This window comes from Wolbachia endosymbiont of Tetranychus urticae (assembly GCF_046529255.1).
In the GTDB taxonomy this organism is placed as follows: Bacteria; Pseudomonadota; Alphaproteobacteria; order Rickettsiales; family Anaplasmataceae; genus Wolbachia.
In genome coordinates this window covers 1,460,018-1,476,668 of the sequence record NZ_CP114181.1, presented here as the reverse complement: position 1 = coordinate 1,476,668, position 16,651 = coordinate 1,460,018, and the positions used below count along the sequence as shown (strand labels likewise).

The 16,651-nt window shown below is 33.7% G+C and carries 14 protein-coding genes and 4 pseudogenes; 7 read left to right on the top strand and 11 right to left on the bottom strand.

Translation table 11 applies throughout. The features are described from left to right. Positions 1 to 387 precede the first annotated feature (387 nt). Positions 388 to 1,338: a hypothetical protein gene (locus O1Q06_RS07720; protein ID WP_410542585.1), complete on the top strand. Its 951-nt coding sequence runs from the start codon at positions 388 to 390 to the stop codon at positions 1,336 to 1,338. Between the two features lie 37 nt (positions 1,339 to 1,375). Here O1Q06_RS07720 and O1Q06_RS07715 read toward each other — a convergent pair whose 3' ends face one another. From O1Q06_RS07715 to O1Q06_RS07695, 5 genes and pseudogenes are all read right to left on the bottom strand, one after another. Further along, positions 1,376 to 2,158 (bottom strand): exodeoxyribonuclease III, encoded by a 783-nt coding sequence (locus O1Q06_RS07715; protein WP_410542584.1) that lies wholly within the window; start codon positions 2,156 to 2,158, stop codon positions 1,376 to 1,378. Further along, the gene (locus tag O1Q06_RS07710) at positions 2,158 to 2,865 is read right to left on the bottom strand and encodes a uroporphyrinogen-III synthase (protein ID WP_410542583.1); all 708 of its coding nucleotides are present in this window, start codon (positions 2,863 to 2,865) and stop codon (positions 2,158 to 2,160) included. Before O1Q06_RS07710 ends, O1Q06_RS07715 begins: the two co-directional genes overlap by 1 nt. Before the next feature lie 234 nt (positions 2,866 to 3,099). Then, positions 3,100 to 4,560, bottom strand: coding sequence for a hypothetical protein (locus tag O1Q06_RS07705; protein ID WP_410542582.1), 1,461 nt, complete (start codon positions 4,558 to 4,560; stop codon positions 3,100 to 3,102). Positions 4,561 to 4,645: 85 nt separating this feature from the next. Then, a pseudogene (locus O1Q06_RS07700) lies at positions 4,646 to 5,647 on the bottom strand (IS630-like element ISWpi10 family transposase). 131 nt (positions 5,648 to 5,778) lie between these two features. Further along, positions 5,779 to 6,126: an IS630 transposase-related protein gene (locus tag O1Q06_RS07695; protein WP_410542358.1), complete on the bottom strand. Its 348-nt coding sequence runs from the start codon at positions 6,124 to 6,126 to the stop codon at positions 5,779 to 5,781. Between the two features lie 81 nt (positions 6,127 to 6,207). Between O1Q06_RS07695 and O1Q06_RS07690 the strand changes: the two genes are divergently transcribed. The 4 genes from O1Q06_RS07690 (at position 6,208) to O1Q06_RS07675 (ending at position 10,687) form a co-directional block, all read left to right on the top strand. Then, a complete protein-coding gene (locus O1Q06_RS07690; RefSeq protein ID WP_410542581.1) occupies positions 6,208 to 6,588 on the top strand; it encodes a hypothetical protein in 381 nt (126 codons plus the stop codon). Between the two features lie 608 nt (positions 6,589 to 7,196). Continuing rightward, positions 7,197 to 8,756 (top strand): proton-conducting transporter membrane subunit, encoded by a 1,560-nt coding sequence (locus O1Q06_RS07685; protein WP_410542580.1) that lies wholly within the window; start codon positions 7,197 to 7,199, stop codon positions 8,754 to 8,756. Beyond that, entirely contained in the window at positions 8,741 to 10,084 is a 1,344-nt protein-coding gene (gene ffh / locus O1Q06_RS07680) for a signal recognition particle protein (protein WP_410542579.1), read from the top strand. The genes O1Q06_RS07685 and ffh overlap by 16 nt, the downstream gene beginning before the upstream one ends. Positions 10,085 to 10,339: 255 nt before the next feature. After that, complete coding sequence (locus O1Q06_RS07675) at positions 10,340 to 10,687, top strand: IS630 transposase-related protein (RefSeq protein WP_410542358.1); 348 nt, start codon at positions 10,340 to 10,342, stop codon at positions 10,685 to 10,687. Positions 10,688 to 10,751: 64 nt separating this feature from the next. Here the strand turns inward: O1Q06_RS07675 and O1Q06_RS07670 are convergent. The 3 pseudogenes from O1Q06_RS07670 to O1Q06_RS07660 form a co-directional block, all read right to left on the bottom strand. Continuing rightward, positions 10,752 to 11,753, bottom strand: a pseudogene (locus O1Q06_RS07670) (IS630-like element ISWpi10 family transposase). 83 nt (positions 11,754 to 11,836) lie between these two features. After that, positions 11,837 to 12,380, bottom strand: a pseudogene (locus O1Q06_RS07665) (IS982 family transposase); the annotation flags it as partial. Positions 12,381 to 12,461: 81 nt separating this feature from the next. Beyond that, positions 12,462 to 12,599: pseudogene (locus tag O1Q06_RS07660) on the bottom strand (IS630 family transposase); the annotation flags it as partial. 91 nt (positions 12,600 to 12,690) lie between these two features. Here O1Q06_RS07660 and O1Q06_RS07655 point away from each other — a divergent pair. Further along, entirely contained in the window at positions 12,691 to 13,035 is a 345-nt protein-coding gene (locus O1Q06_RS07655) for a transposase (RefSeq protein ID WP_410542578.1), read from the top strand. Here the strand turns inward: O1Q06_RS07655 and O1Q06_RS07650 are convergent. The 3 genes from O1Q06_RS07650 to O1Q06_RS07640 form a co-directional block, all read right to left on the bottom strand. Next, positions 13,020 to 14,474 carry an IS4 family transposase gene (locus O1Q06_RS07650; protein ID WP_410542423.1) on the bottom strand — a complete coding sequence of 485 codons (1,455 nt, stop codon included), beginning with the start codon at positions 14,472 to 14,474 and terminating at the stop codon, positions 13,020 to 13,022. The genes O1Q06_RS07655 and O1Q06_RS07650 overlap by 16 nt on opposite strands. A gap of 278 nt (positions 14,475 to 14,752) precedes the next feature. Further along, positions 14,753 to 15,454, bottom strand: a complete 702-nt coding sequence (locus O1Q06_RS07645) for an ABC transporter ATP-binding protein (RefSeq protein WP_410542577.1) — start codon at positions 15,452 to 15,454, stop codon at positions 14,753 to 14,755. Continuing rightward, positions 15,447 to 16,229, bottom strand: coding sequence for an MlaE family ABC transporter permease (locus O1Q06_RS07640; RefSeq protein ID WP_012481974.1), 783 nt, complete (start codon positions 16,227 to 16,229; stop codon positions 15,447 to 15,449). Before O1Q06_RS07640 ends, O1Q06_RS07645 begins: the two co-directional genes overlap by 8 nt. A gap of 231 nt (positions 16,230 to 16,460) precedes the next feature. On the opposite strand from O1Q06_RS07640, the gene rpmF reads away from it, so the two are divergent. After that, positions 16,461 to 16,643, top strand: coding sequence for a 50S ribosomal protein L32 (gene rpmF / locus O1Q06_RS07635; RefSeq protein ID WP_410542576.1), 183 nt, complete (start codon positions 16,461 to 16,463; stop codon positions 16,641 to 16,643). Positions 16,644 to 16,651 lie beyond the last annotated feature (8 nt).

The following is a 16,651-nucleotide window of genomic DNA, read 5'->3' as shown; positions in this document are numbered from 1 at the left end:
AATTAGCGTTAAACAATAGGCGCCTATTGATTTTTAGCTAAAGTAAAAGATTAGAAAAAAAGTGCAGCGCACATACGACAGAAATTAAGCACACTTACATGCTCTGAAGAAGACATGCTACGCTCTTTGATTAAAAGTTTGACTGAAAAGTCTGCAGACAAGGATAAGCTTTTGAGCTCTAAAAATATCTCCTACTATCAGTATAATCAGATTTAGAATATATGGAAGCAATTTTTTACGTTCCCTTATCACTTATATCATTTGTTACTCTTCTATTTTTTGCTTTATTCTTTTCTTTTTTTCCCTTTCAAGACAGGTTCTAAGAAATTTGAATTAATACGAAAAATATGCTATAATTATAGCATAGGTTAGTACAAACAGATCGTTATGACAGTTCCAAAAGCAAAAAATAAGCCTTTAGAGTCATCTACTCAGGTGACAGGGCAAAATGAGATGCTCTTCAAGAAGGAACATAAGGAAATTTACGATTACTTTGTAAAAGTATTAGAAGTTAAAGCCAAATTAAAGGAGAGCAAAGGAATAACTGATTATTTTATATTAGCTTATAAGAAGATACTACTAACTAATGTCAATCCAGAAAAGATAAGACCACTCAGTGAAGAGAATTTTTGTCAGTTTTTACTTTCTATATTAAAAGAAGTTAGAGAGAAAAAATTGGCTGGAGAGGAAGATAGTAAAGTAAAGCAAGTAGTAGAGGAATGCTTAGATGATGTACGTGGTACAGAAGCTAAAGATTTACTAATAAAACTTGTTGGGTTCCCATTGGGAATAAAAATAGACCCGAAAAATATTTCTGGCTCCTTTATGGATGGAGTGAAAGAAAAAATACCATTTTTAGGTGGAGATAAAAAAGAAGAGGATGAACCACTACTTAGTGATCAAGAGGTGGTAACAAAGTGCTTACGTAAGGTTTTTCTTCCTATTCTTTTTTCCATTGCTTCAATATTAATTTTTGGTCCTACTACACTTGCGATAGTTGCTGCTGTTATTGGTACAATATTTGCTGTAAAGGGAGGAATTGAAGTTCTTTTTTCAAATAATAGGCCAGGTACTTTATATGACCCTAGCTCACCAGATAAAGATGATACAGAAAAGAGAGCAAAGTTGAATGAAAAAATTCGCAAGGGTATTGATGATATTTTAAAAACCCCAATTGAAAGCTCTCTTGAAACAATTGCTGACGGGAGTAAAAAACAACCTACTCCGGAACAAGCTCCTCAGGTGGGAAATAAAGGGGGTGAGCAGCTTACTATGCTTGATGGAAAAATTACTATAGATCAGCCAGCCAAAAGCACAGAAAAGACAGCAGTCAAGTAAGACCTATTTGCCAAAGGTGAATTGTGTAATAGGTCTTTTATTGTTTTATAACACATACAACGGGAGTGTGATCAGATGGGTTTTCTAGTTTACGCAACCTATCATCTATGTAACATATTTCCAATTTATCTGCAGCTTGTGGCGATAATAGCATATAATCTATTCGCATTCCTTGATTGTTTCTGAGTGAATTGCCTTGATAATTCCACCAAGTGAATTGTTGCAAATTTGGGTGAGATATTCTAAACGCGTCTTTAAATCCAAGATTCAAGATCGCTCTTAATTTCTCACGCTCTTTTATATGAAAGCACACTTGGCCATTTAATAAAATTGAATCAAAAACATCAATTTCATCCAGTGCAACATTATAATCGCCAGCTATGATGGTTAACTCTTCATTTTTCAACAAAGTGCCCATCCTTTCATATAGGTTATCAAAAAACTTGAGTTTATACTCAAAAGTATGAGAGTCTGGGCTTTGACCGTTTGGAACGTATACACTTCCTACCCTTACCTTATTATTGGTGTGTTTTATCACACACTCTATATAACGTGCTTCTTGATGACTCTCTACAACATCAATTTTTAATTTTTCCAGTATTGGATATTTAGATAAAACACAAACACCATTTCTTGCAACCTGTCCATAGACAGCATATTCATATCCTAACTTTTCTATCTCTGCATAAGGAAATTGCTCTTCTGTACATTTTATCTCTTGCAGCAAAACTATATCTATCTGACTATCAGCTATAAAATTACAAAGTTGATTAACTCTTCTACGTATGGAGTTTACATTCCAAGTTGCAATCTTTAGCATCAACAATCCTTATTAATTATATCAATTAAACTCTCCCCAGTAGGTAACCTCGATGTTATAATTTTTTTCCACTTGATTAACTTTAAACTATCAGCAATGTTTTTACTCATGGTATATGCAACTGTATTATTCATCACAGGAGATAGCCCACTTTTTAGAACTAATGAACAAAATACCCTTGCAGTTTGTGAGGAAAAAAAAGCAACGCTATCAATTTTACCGTCCAATAGTAAATTTTTACACCTATTAGTTAGACTCCTTTTAGTAATTGTTTTATAGAGTACAACTTCTCTTACGTTAAAACCTTCTTCAGATAATCTTTTTTTTAGGTCACATGATACTTCTTGTCCCCTTATATATAAGAACTTTGTTGCATTTGAATAATGAGATTTTATGAATGATATCAGACCATCAACGTTGCTGTCTGCTGAGATTATATCGGAAAATCCCAAGTTTTTTGCAGCCTGCATAGTTGAATTACCAACTGTAATAATCGAAAAGTTATCCTCTGTGCATATTTGACTGAAAGCCTTTACACTGTTTTTACTTGTAGATATCACAACGTCAAATTCATACGTAGATATATCAGGATTTAAGTACTTTATTGTGAATACTGGCTCTATAAAAACTTTGTATCCATATTTTTTTAGCGTGCTTCTTGTGCTCAACGAATCTAATAAAGGCCTTGTCAATAAAATAGACTTCATTCTGGTTTATTTCGCTAGCAGTAAAATGATATCCCTTATACACAAATTATTGAATAAAAATTTTATTTTTCAAGTTTCTTGCATAACCTAGAAAAAAGGCAAGAGAAACTCAATAGTTGGCCTAGTAATGAAAAATTGATCATAAACAAGCGAATGTTTTTGATCAAATGGAAAAAAGGATGTTACTCAATGAGTAACATCCTTTTTGAGAAGCTAGATAGTTTTGTTTACTCTCTATATCTTCATTTTTGGAACTTGATGCTCTACATCAACCTCAGCAGTTACTGTTGAAGAAGGTCCCACCAATTTGTCCAAAGAACCTGTCTTTCTTAAGTCAGCTTGGGTTTTTAACTTGCCATTTTTCTCAGTGAGCATACCATGTTGCGGAGAAGAACTTGGTGAATTGAACCCACTATCAGAATTACGACGGTAACTGGCAAAGCTAGAAGTTGTAGCAGTACTGTCAGTGCTTAAAGAATCCATTGAATTGCTTCTTGGCGGTTTCTCCGGAGCAACATAAAAGTGGCTATTTCCTATCTCCGCAGATGGCATCTCATCCTCAGAAATCCTTTTATATCCTGTGCAAGTAACTTCCTCTGGCTTTTTGCCACCTTTTAGTGATGATGACAACTTGCTCCAAAGTGAAGTAGGTGCTTTTACTTCCTTATGCTCATTAGGATTTAATAATTCTGCTTTGCTGCTAACAGTACTTATAGAACTCGTTGAACTACTACCTGATAAGCTATTTTCCAGTGAATTCATAGAACTTGCTTTATGCCTTTTTGCTGACTTATTAAGCCTTTCTAAAGTATTAAAACGAGTATGCTCTTCCTTGCATTCTTTAATAACTTCCTTAATCTCATCATGATGTTCAGAGAAAATACTGTCGATGAAATAAGTATCTTTAGGTAATGACCTTTGTGTCAATAAGCTATGCAAACTTTCTTTACTTAAACCACTAATGAATTTTCCTTGCTCTAGCAGCCTTTCAAAAGTCTGATCAATCTGTCCTGATTCTGTTTTTTCTTTTATTTTTGAATCAATCTTTGACGATATTCCAGAAAGTATACTATTCACTAATTTAGAATTATTTTCATTAGCAAAAATTTCTGTCAAATCCTTCCTTATTTCATCAGACTTTCCAACCTGTTTTGGAGTAAACCTTTTCAGTTTATCTGAATAGTCTTCCTTACCAGCTGCTTTATGTAATTTGTTTGCTGCTCCCTCGCTTACAAAACTAGCACCTCTCTTCAGTGAATCTGCTGAATACTCATAACCATCCTTAATTTTTCCGCCAATATGCTTCGCCCCTTCAACTGTTTTTTCTGCTGACCATTTTAGCCCTTTGTATCCACTTTGAACTGCTTTCACAGCAAAAAATACAATAAGACCAACCATAGCACCTGATATAGCAAGTCCTAAACTAACTACCACAAGTGGTAGCATTGCTGAAATCAATCCACATGCTGCACCTACTGCAAGAGCTTGCTTTCCTGTAGGCCATGTAGGAAAATCTTTTATTGATCGTTTTAACAATCCAAGAAGTTTATTTTGTTGAGCTTGTGGATTATCAATAAGCTCTGCATTTGATGGATCTTGCATCATTTTATTCAAATCAAGATCGTCTTGCTTATCAAGATCGTCTTGCTTAGTTTCAGCAGAATTTAAATTAGAATTTGTTTCATTAGATAACATTTTAGTCCTCACATTAACAATATATTATAATTGTATTCTTCAGTTCTTAAGTTAGGGTTAATTCATCTAATACCAAATTCCATTACTAATCGAACAAATAAGAAACATTACAAACTCGTTTAATAGTAGCACTGGAAATACTGACAATAAAATTACACAGAACATCTTCAAGTAAGCCTATGGTATCGTAGACTCTGTTGCGTAAAGTATTGTGTTTGATATATTGCCACAACCTCTCAACAGGATTCAGTTCTGGTGAATAAGGAGGCAAGTATATAATGGTAATGTTTTTCTGAATTTTCAAACTTTTTGATCTATGCCAGCCTGCACAATCCATTACAAGAAAGGCTTTTTTCGTGCCTAAATCTTTCGACATCTGCTCCAGAAATATATTCATACAATCAGTGTTTACATATGGAGCAAGTAGGCTAATTTTCTTACCACTTCTTGGATTTACCGCACTGTAGATATAGAAATTTTGTCTACCAATTTTCATTTAACCTGCGTTCTGACCCCTTTTTTAAACCATCCGTGTCCGATTTTTGAATGAGTTCCAAATCGTGATTCATCAAAAAAATACCTCCTTTTCAGGGTGGGAATTGACTATTTTATTGAAGTATTTTTTAAACTCTTCTTGCTTGTTTTTATCTTGTTTATGGTGAATTGGCCTCGGTGTTATATAAGAAAACTTCATCCTTTGTATCTCACGATGCACTGTTGATTTGCTAATGTTTAGGCCAAATTCCTCTGAGATTTTTATTTGCACTTCCTTAATAGTAATATTTGGATTTCTTTCTACCCATATTTCAATTTGCTCACGTTGATTTTTGTTTAATTTGCTTTTTCTTCGCCGCTGAGAAGGGGAAAATAATTTTTCTACTCTACCAAATTTTAGATGCTTTATCCATTCAGTCAAAGCAGTCCTTGAAATTTTACATATTCTTGCCACAGCGCTTATACTACTTTCTTTTCCTGCTATCACCGCTTGTAACTTTTTTGAAACATATGCGTTATTTCTGACCTTTTTTAACATTTCTTTCGCCAAATTTACAACTTTTTCGTCTAACAGTTTTGACCTTAATGCCATTTATACCTCTCTATTTTATCTACTCTAGTATCACTTCTTTCCCATTATTGTCTATCTGTTCTTTACATAGTGGGAATTGGTATAAGATGCTGGAATGGTCTATTTTTGAGATTTTATCAATAAATTGCTGCCTATCTTCTTGATTGCGCTCTTGATATAGTGTGACTTTTTTTTAAAGTAATTTTTACCTGTTTTAGTCTATACCAAATTGAATTTATTCCAAATCCAAGATTTTGTTTCATCTCTGCCAGAGTATGATCTGGATTCTTTGTAACATATTCTTCGAGTATTTTTGGGTCTATTTTTCGAATAAAGCTACCGTTTTTAGATGGCTTTAGGCTTTCACCAGCAGCTTTCTTTTTTAACCAGCGGTACAGCGTTGCTATTCCTATCTCCATGAGCTCTGCTATCTCAACCTTTGTCTTCCCTTTTTCTATCATCAATACTGCCTTTTCCCTTAAATCCACACTATATGCCATTATAACTCAAATACTTTATTATACCTTTATCATTTACTTTAGGAAATACTATACAATAATAATTTTTATTAAGGTAGCATTATGACATACAACTTAACACTGTCATTTCCAAAGGAAAAATACTCTATAGACAAGAACAGCTATGAATTTATAGCAAGAGATAAAGAAGGCAACAGATTTATCGTGACTACAGATGATAAACAAAAAGGAAAAATTTCTTTTTGTAAAGATGACGTTAATGAGTGTAAGTTTACGCAACACTATGCAGTCAAAGATCCAAAAATATGTAACAAGCTCCCTGATATTGACAGTGTTGACTATATCACTGTTATTATGGAAGATTATGGTGAAAAATACTTCCACAATAGGATATTAAGTGGGCTCAATAAGTGTGATATTGATTACACAGTTGTGGATGATGGTACAACACAGAATGTACTGTTAGAGGATTTTATAATCTAATTTTTCACTATATAGCTACTCAAGAGCTTTCTGAGTTCCAGTATCTGCTGCTCAAATGCGTAATTACAGCACTTGACTATAGACTGAAAACAATCTAATATTCCGCTACTTGTTAGTGGAACCTATCTATACCATTATCCAAAAAACATAAAAAACTAAATTAACAAATAATTCTTTAATAGGATCAACTATTGCAAAGGTCATAAAAGTTGAATGAGTGAATTGAAAACTACTAGCTACATTAGATTTGTGCAGATAATTAAGAGAAAGCGAGTAAATAACTTTCAATTGGTGGAGTTACTGAAGTTCTTGGTATTAAAGTGACGCCAAACTTTATTTCAAAAAGTAAATAATTTACTAACGCTCGTGCACAAATTAAAATAAATTATGCACGAGTGTAGCACTATGAATTAGGAGTGCTATATTAAAGCTTACCTCACTATTAAAGCTATCGGTCAGATTAGATTAAAAACCTAATCTGACCGGTTTCTCTACAACCCTCTAAACCCTGATATAATTATATGGTAATTAGTTTAATTAGTGGTTAATATGCAAATTGATTTTATTCATATATTAAGATAGCATAAACCATATTGGTTTAAATTATTGTGCAACTTTATAAATCGTCACTGCTACTTCTACTGACTGCATTAATAGTTATAGTTCTAAAATTACCTGAAAATTTGAGCATTGCAGTAAATTGGTCTCTCCCAATTCTAGATTTTGATTTATCTTTTCGTATCGTACTAATATCTTTTTTGTCAGTTGCATTTTTAGCTGTTCTACCAACACAAAATTTGACTTTTTCAGAGATGCTATCTTTTGCTGCTTACACTACCTGTTCACTCTGTGCAATTTTATCCAAGCAGATGATATTGGTTATAATATTCTGTGAATTAATGACCGTCAGTGCATTTTTTACTATCGCAGCTGGCTGTAGAGATAGTGGACCTGCAGTAAGGTACGCTTGTGTACACTTTTTCGTTGGAGTTATATTAATAGCAGGATTGGCACTTCAAAGCACTAACCTGATAATTTTGGGTTTATTGATAAACTGCGCTTGTTTTCCTTTTTCATTTTGGGTTGTTGATGCATATCCTGCTGCATCGCTACATGGCACCACATATCTATCTTTATTTACCACTAAAGTCTCTTTTTTAGTGATGCTTTTACACACTTATAACCTATGGCAAGATTGTACTGAACTATTAGCGCTTGTAGGCGCCATCACTGCAATTTACAGCATTATATTTGCTTCTCTTGAGCAAAATATTCGTAGATTTTTATGCTATAATATTGTAGGACAAATGGGCTTACTGATTATTGCAGGAGGTTTACTCAGCCCTTCGGAAAAGGCAATACCAATTTTGATACTGCATATAATCTTCTCTCTTGTTTATCAATCATTATTGTTTGTGGTCAGCAATTCGATTATTTCACGAACAAGAACAATTAGTTTTAATGGAGTAGGTAAACTGATGTCAGTGGAAGGCATGTGTGCTATAATTGCAATACTTACAATGGCTGCATTTCCTGGAACCGCTGGATTTATTAGTAAATCATACATTACAGACGAGATTGAAGCAAGTAGTGCTAATTTAGAAGTGTATAAAAACTTATACAAGACTCTAAATTTACTGCTTTATTTAAGCGTGGGGCTCAAGTTTCTTTACTACATATTTATTGCAAAAAGTAAGTCGAAACCTTTAGCAGATAAGGGAGGCAAAATGACTATGATTATTTTAGCATTTATATGCGTAATCGCTGGCAACCCTTACTTACCTATTTACAATAAACCTTCAATTTTTGATCTGGTGTACAATACACAAAACATTTGGTCTCAGTTTTATTTATTACTATGTACCACTTTATTGTTTATTCCTTTACGAAAGTTATTTTTGCCAAGAATAAATTTTAAAATGGATGTTGATTGGATTTTTAGAGCTTTCATACCTTATACTGTCTTGCTGTTCAATCAACTGGTCTTTAAAGTGAGAGAAATGTCTGCCAACGTACTGCAAAACTTGACTAATTCACTTGCTAGTTTATACTTTAATAATATTACTAAACTTAAAGAAGTGCTGAGTTATAACTCAGTGAGTTTTGTTTCAGCTTCTTCTCTCTTTTTAATGAGTATTCTACTAGCGCTATTATGTTTAAATCGTTAACCGAAAGTTTAAATTCTGTATTTAGTAAACTGAGAGGAAAGTCAATCATTTCTGAAGATGATTTTAACCTTGCCATGCGTGAAATACGTATAGCTTTAATTGAAGCTGACGTTTCACTTGAAGTTGCGAAAAAATTCATCAATGACATTAAAGATAAAGTGATTGGGGAAAAAGTCATAAAAAGCGTTTCTCCATCGCAAATGATAATCAAAATTGTGCAGGATAACTTAGTTGCAGTTCTCGGATCAGAGAAAAGCGACTTAAACCTAGCAGCTAAACCCCCTGCTGTGATTATGATGGTGGGCCTACAAGGTGCGGGTAAAACAACCACCTCAGGGAAGCTTGCTTTAAAGTTAAAAAAACAAAAGAAAAAAGTGATGCTCGCTTCTTTAGACATTTATAGACCGGCTGCCCAAAAACAACTTGAAGTGCTAGGTAAACAAATAGATGTGCAAACTTTACCTGTAGTAATAGACGAGAAGCCCGTTACAATTACAAAAAGGGCACTGGCAGCAGCAAAGAACGAAAATTATGATGTATTAATACTAGACACCGCAGGCAGGCTTCATATTGATAATAATATGATGAATGAGTTGAAAGCCGTAAAGGAAATAGCTTCACCTGCAGAAGTTATTTTAGTAGCCGACGCAATGATAGGCCAGGATTCGGTCAATATTGCCAAATCATTCAATGAGATAATAGGTGTAACCGGCATTATTCTCACCCGTGTTGATGGTGATGCACGTGGTGGTGCTGCTCTTTCTATGAAAATGATCACCGATTGTCCAATTAAATTTATTGCTTGTGGTGAAAAATTAAGTGATCTCGATGATTTTTATCCCGATAGAATTGCAAAAAGGATACTTAGCATGGGTGATGTTGTATCATTGGTTGAAAAAGCTGCTGAGATTGTTGGTCAGGAAGAAATTGATAAGTTACAAAAGAAAGTAAAAAAGGGTAAATTCGACCTAAACGACCTAGTGGGAATGTTAAAGACTCTGAGTAAAATGGATGGCATTAGCAACATAATGAAATTCATTCCTAGTTCATTCACAAAAAAGCTAAGTAGCAGTGTGCCCGATGACAATAAAGTGAAAAAATATATAGCCATCATAAACTCAATGACCGAAAAAGAAAGGCAAAATCCAGATATTTTAAATGGCAAAAGAAGACTTAGAATTTCTAAGGGGTCCGGAACAAGTGTAACTGACGTTAATCTTCTAATTAAGCAGTATAATCAAATGAGCTCTATGGTGAATAAGTTCAGTAAAGTTGACCATAGTAAACTCAAAGAATCTGATTTGATGGATATGCTAAGCAGAAAGTAAGTCAGCAGGTAGTGGAATGAAATAAAATCATCAGTTGTAATTGCTGTTGAATAGTAAAGTATATTATTTTAGCGTGAAGTAATAAATTCAATAAATTTCTTCAGTTGGAATTGGCATGATAATCAAAATTGATACAAGTTACTTTATCTATATTTAATGCGCTGTCTTATAGCTAACACACTATACCACCGTAGCACTACACTATAGTATTTCCTAAAGTAAATGATAAAGGTATAATAAAGTATTTGAGTTATAATGGCATATAGTGTGGATTTAAGGGAAAAGGCAGTATTGATGATAGAAAAAGGGAAGACAAAGGTTGAGATAGCAGAGCTCATGGAGATAGGAATAGCAACGCTGTACCGCTGGTTAAAAAAGAAAGCTGCTGGTGAAAGCCTAAAGCCATCTAAAAACGGTAGCTTTATTCGAAAAATAGACCCAAAAATACTCGAAGAATATGTTACAAAGAATCCAGATCATACTCTGGCAGAGATGAAACAAAATCTTGGATTTGGAATAAATTCAATTTGGTATAGACTAAAACAGGTAAAAATTACTTTAAAAAAAAGTCACACTATATCAAGAGCGCAATCAAGAAGATAGGCAGCAATTTATTGATAAAATCTCAAAAATAGACCATTCCAGCATCTTATACCAAATTCCATTACTAATCGAACAAATAAGAAACATTACAAACTCGTTTAATAGTAGCACTGGAAATACTGACAATAAAATTACACAGAACATCTTCAAGTAAGCCTATGGTATCGTAGACTCTGTTGCGTAAAGTATTGTGTTTGATATATTGCCACAACCTCTCAACAGGATTCAGTTCTGGTGAATAAGGAGGCAAGTATATAATGGTAATGTTTTTCTGAATTTTCAAACTTTTTGATCTATGCCAGCCTGCACAATCCATTACAAGAAAGGCTTTTTTCGTGCCTAAATCTTTCGACATCTGCTCCAGAAATATATTCATACAATCAGTGTTTACATATGGAGCAAGTAGGCTAATTTTCTTACCACTTCTTGGATTTACCGCACTGTAGATATAGAAATTTTGTCTACCAATTTTCATTTAACCTGCGTTCTGACCCCTTTTTTAAACCATCCGTGTCCGATTTTTGAATGAGTTCCAAATCGTGATTCATCAAAAAAATACCTCCTTTTCAGGGTGGGAATTGACTATTTTATTGAAGTATTTTTTAAACTCTTCTTGCTTGTTTTTATCTTGTTTATGGTGAATTGGCCTCGGTGTTATATAAGAAAACTTCATCCTTTGTATCTCACGATGCACTGTTGATTTGCTAATGTTTAGGCCAAATTCCTCTGAGATTTTTATTTGCACTTCCTTAATAGTAATATTTGGATTTCTTTCTACCCATATTTCAATTTGCTCACGTTGATTTTTGTTTAATTTGCTTTTTCTTCGCCGCTGAGAAGGGGAAAATAATTTTTCTACTCTACCAAATTTTAGATGCTTTATCCATTCAGTCAAAGCAGTCCTTGAAATTTTACATATTCTTGCCACAGCGCTTATACTACTTTCTTTTCCTGCTATCACCGCTTGTAACTTTTTTGAAACATATGCGTTATTTCTGACCTTTTTTAACATTTCTTTCGCCAAATTTACAACTTTTTCGTCTAACAGTTTTGACCTTAATGCCATTATACCTCTCTATTTTATCTACTCTAGTATCACTTCTTTCCCATTATTGTCTATCTGTTCTTTACATAGTGGGAATTGGTATTAGTTAGGTTTGCTACAGGCTCTCTATCGTCAACATTACCTCTTGTAAGCGTAAAAGCTTGAATTTCACCTTTCTCGTTAATTATCAAATGTAGTTTAAAGCCGAAAAACCAGCCATATGTACTCTTGCTTAATTTTGCAATTCCAGCAAAAACCTTATTTCTTGATATTCTTTTTGCATGGCAAACTGCAATAGGAGTTGTATCTATGTATGAGATTCCAGTAAGTTCTGACCATCCGCAAAGGCACTGTAATAGCATGGCTAAATGCCACAAAACCCTGGGCTTTAGAGCAACAAACCTAGTGTATGAAGGCAACTTCGAAAACTCTGTTTGTAGAGCAATGTTAGGTAATGCAGGTAGAAAGCCTTAAAATTTTCACAGGGAGATTGCTGATACAGGAGGATTATTGTGATAATTTCCGAATGTGTAATTTCTGGCACTCTTGTGGGTTTTTACCGTTTGGCAGTAGTTTATCTGCAAAATTTTTCTCTATATCTCTGCAAAAATCATCGACCAGACAAAACAGTTTTGTTATATCTTCCATGGGTAACCTCATCTATTTTTTTCTATTTGTTGAGTTTACCCTACTCTCCTGACTTTTCTATTCTCTTTTTAATCCAGAATTAGCGTTTATACTACTTTCTTTTCCTGCTATCACCGCTTGTAACTTTTTTGAAACATATGCGTTATTTCTGACCTTTTTTAACATTTCTTTCGCCAAATTTACAACTTTTTCGTCTAACAGTTTTGACCTTAATGCCATTATACCTCTCTATTTTATCTACTCTAGTATCACTTCTTTCCCATTATTGTCTATCTGTTCTTTGCATAGTGGGAATTGGTATTATATATAGATGAAGCAGGAGTTGATAATAAGTTATACCGAGAATATGGACGTGCTCCAAGAGGAAAGAAAATTTATGCAGATATTCCAGCGAGAGAGAATCGGTATAGTAGCCGGGTGGATTGGAATGAGATTTATTGCACCAATGACTTTCAAAGGTGGGTGTGACAAAGAGGTATTCAATATATGGTTGGAGAAACCTAAATTGCCACTTGGCACAACCATAGTTATGGATAATGCTACATTTCATAAGACCACTAAAACAAAATCATTAATAGAGTCTTTTGGCTGTCATGTGCTGTATCTTCCAACATATTCACCAGATTTGAATCCTCACTTTTACCCACAACTTTGAGAGGTCATTATGCGAAGCATAACCATGCTTTCCCTGAGGTTTTCATAACCACGCCATAGAGTCATAGTTCCTGGTAAATTATCACTTTTTCTATTCATAAATCCACCTAATTTTCCTAACCAAATAATAGCTTGTTTTATGTTTGGAGGTTCTTCTGGCAATTTGGCTACTTTATGCTCACGTATGTAAAGGGTTTTCCACTCTTCATTACTTAAAACCTTAGTACAAACCTCCATAGGATTCGATAAAGCGATTTTTGTTAAATATAAAATATTAAATGCAATAATGCTCTTTATAGCGATTAATTTCTCTAATCTTTCTTTTGTAGCTAAACGAGAGCTTTCTACCTTACATCCTGATTTTAAAATCCTAAAATACTCCTCGATTTTCCATCTTAGCTTATACCAATTTATCCTTTCTATAGCATCTAAAGTGCTATTAACTGGTACATTAGTCAGCAAAGTCCAATCAATAGCTTCTACTCTTTCAGGAGGATTTGTTTCTTTGGCACTTACTACATATATAGCGATTTTATCACTTATTTTATGCTCTGTATCTTTCGATCCATAAATGTAAGGAGATCTGATAGGTATATAGCCTTTCATATACCTGACTTCAATGTTAGCTTTTCTTGAGATCTGGTATTTATTTTCAGCAACATTCAAGACAATTTCCTTTTTTACAGGCAGTTGAGTTATACGTGTTTGCAAATCCGTTTTTCCCCCTTCAATACAGATGAATTTCCTATTAGTTCGGTTGCGGATTACATAAAAACTGTCCAATGATTCAACAGTCCATAAAAACTTAAAAATATCTGCTTCCCTATCACCAATAGTAACAAGCTGTACACCTTCTGCGAGGTTATTTAGGGTTTCTTTTAGTGCCGCTATCCACTTATAGCTTTCTTTCTCCTTTATAGCAGTACGGTATTTCCTGTTTGCTTTTTCTTGGGCTGTTTCTTCCCTGATAGAACGTGCCCAACACTGTTGAGAAGATAGCCCTAAAGGTAATCCGTCTTTGTTAACCATTAAGTTACTGTGCAATAACAAACCCTTTTTATATTTTGTATAGGCTTTAGAAATACTACCTAGACCCTTAGTCTTTATATGAGAGTCAAAATCCAAATAACTTGTATCTTGAACTGAAAATACCAGCTCATTTCCTTTTATCCTTTCCATAGTTTCTTTATAATGGGAAGAATAAATTTCCTTAGCTTCAAGCTTCTCATTGCTAAATAATCTGTATGCACCTTTAGCTTCTTTCCATCCTACACAGCTTTGACTAATTGACCCAGACGCCTTATTCTCTATTAAATAGCTTGTTTTAATAAGTCTTGTATTAAGTCTTACATCTCCCAGATTAACATGTCTCAACTCTTTTTCTAGCCATTTATCTCCTAAGCCATCAGCACATTGTACATTTCTATTTACTTCACACATTTTTACCTCATCTTAAGTATATTTTTCTCTATCTTACTTGCTTTTTATACTTGTGGGTAAAAGTGAGATTTGAATCCCATAGAACACTGTTGGCATACCATCAAAAGCCGCCTCAGACCTCTGATGTATAAATGTACAGACTTACAACTTTTGGTTGGTAATACCATAATGGTAATTTATCATTCATTTTAGAAAATACTATAGTAACAGACCGAAGGTTATCGATATCTCAAGTTAGGCTAGTTACAGCATCCATAATATCGTTTGTAAACCTGTAGCTATATACAATAAATGAACTTTTTTATATATTCGTTGTTAGTATTTTGTATTTCCTGAACAGTTCCGTGAGAAATGATCTCCCCTTCATATAATACTGCTATTTTGTCAGCTATTTTAAATGCACTATGAATATCATGTGTAATCGTGATAATTGTAGGACGAAGATCTTGAGATAATTTTATTATTATCTCGTTTACTACATCTGACATGATTGGGTCTAATCCTGAAGTTGGCTCATCCAATACAATAATTTCTGGGTTGTGTGCAATTGCTCTTGCAAGTGCCACTCTTTTCTTCATTCCACCTGATAGTTCTACTGGAAACATTTCTGCTATGTTTTCTTCCAGCCCAACATCATTTAACTTCTCAATTGCTAGGCGTTTTGCCTCCTTTATGCTGATATTAAAGCGTTTTTTATAATTAAAAGATATATTTTCCCACACTGTAACGTAGTCAAACAAAGCGGAATTTTGAAATAAGACTCCAAATTTATTTTTGCTTTTATTATTTATTTTAATAGACCCTGAGTCTGGTGTCAGTAATCCAATAATTATTTTTGTTAATACAGATTTACCACTTCCTGAGCCGCCAAGTATGACTAATGATTCTCCTTTCGACATATTGAAAGTTATGTTGTTTAATATCGTTCTATCATCAAAGGATAAGCTTATATTCAATATTGATATTATGGGGCTATGCATGTATTAAAGTAATTAAGTAATTTGCTAAAATTATCAATATAGAGGATATAACAACAGTTGATGTTGTTGCAATACCTACTCCTCGTGCACCTTCCCTACAATGGTAACCGTAATAACAACTTGAAACAGAAATTATGGCTCCAAAAGCAGTCGCTTTCATTAGCCCAACAATAAAATCGTACATATTAAAGAATTGAGCTGTATATTTTATGTATATATTTAAATTGTGGTTAAATTCAAAGACTGCGGTGACATACCCTCCAAATATTCCTATTAGATCTGCACATACTGTAAGTATTGGAAATACTATAACTGACGCTAGAATTCTTGGTACAATTAAATATTTGAAAGGATTGATGTCCAAAGTTGTAAGTGCATCTATTTGTTCAGTGATGCGCATCGTGCCAATTTCTGCTGCAATTGAGGACCCAACCTTTCCTACCATTATTAAGCTGATCAAAACTGGCCCTAACTCTTTAATGATAGTGATCGTAACAAGTTTAGGTACTACTTGTTCTTGATTAATCAATATACCACTTAAGCTACTCTGTAAAACTATCACTGCTCCTATAAAAACTCCAGTGAGCCCAACAATTGGCAAAGAGAAAAAGCCTATCTCTATAATTTGTCTTGCCACATTGCTAAAATAATATGGAGGAATAAAGCAGTGGTATAGAGATTGAATAAAAAATACAAATGCGTTACCAATCCTCAACAGAAAGTTCATAAAGCATCTACCGATTATTCTAACGCTGTCTATATTAAAGGAACTCACTTTACATTTATCTTAGCTAAAATTAGTTTTACTGATTTTATTAAAATTTTTATTAACTTCGCCAGAGTATAGTCAAGATATGTCTTAAGTTCAATATACTTTGATCAAAATGCTTGAGTTTAAGTTTATAAGACTGAATTGTATAAGAAAACCTTATTTATTTTGCTATTTACTCCTTGTAAAAAACATGCTACTAATAAATTGTGTTATATAATTGAATTGGAGTAAGTTTTGGCAGTTCCGAAGAGAAAAAAGTCAAAGTCAAGGCGTAATATGCATCGTTCTCATCATGCTATTAAGCCTAAGAATATTGTGGTATGTGCAACAACTGGAGAATTCATGTTGCCTCACAACATAGCAGTTGACAATAGTTACAAAGGAAAAAGTGTTTTCATTAAACAAAAGGCGGAGTAACTCATGAT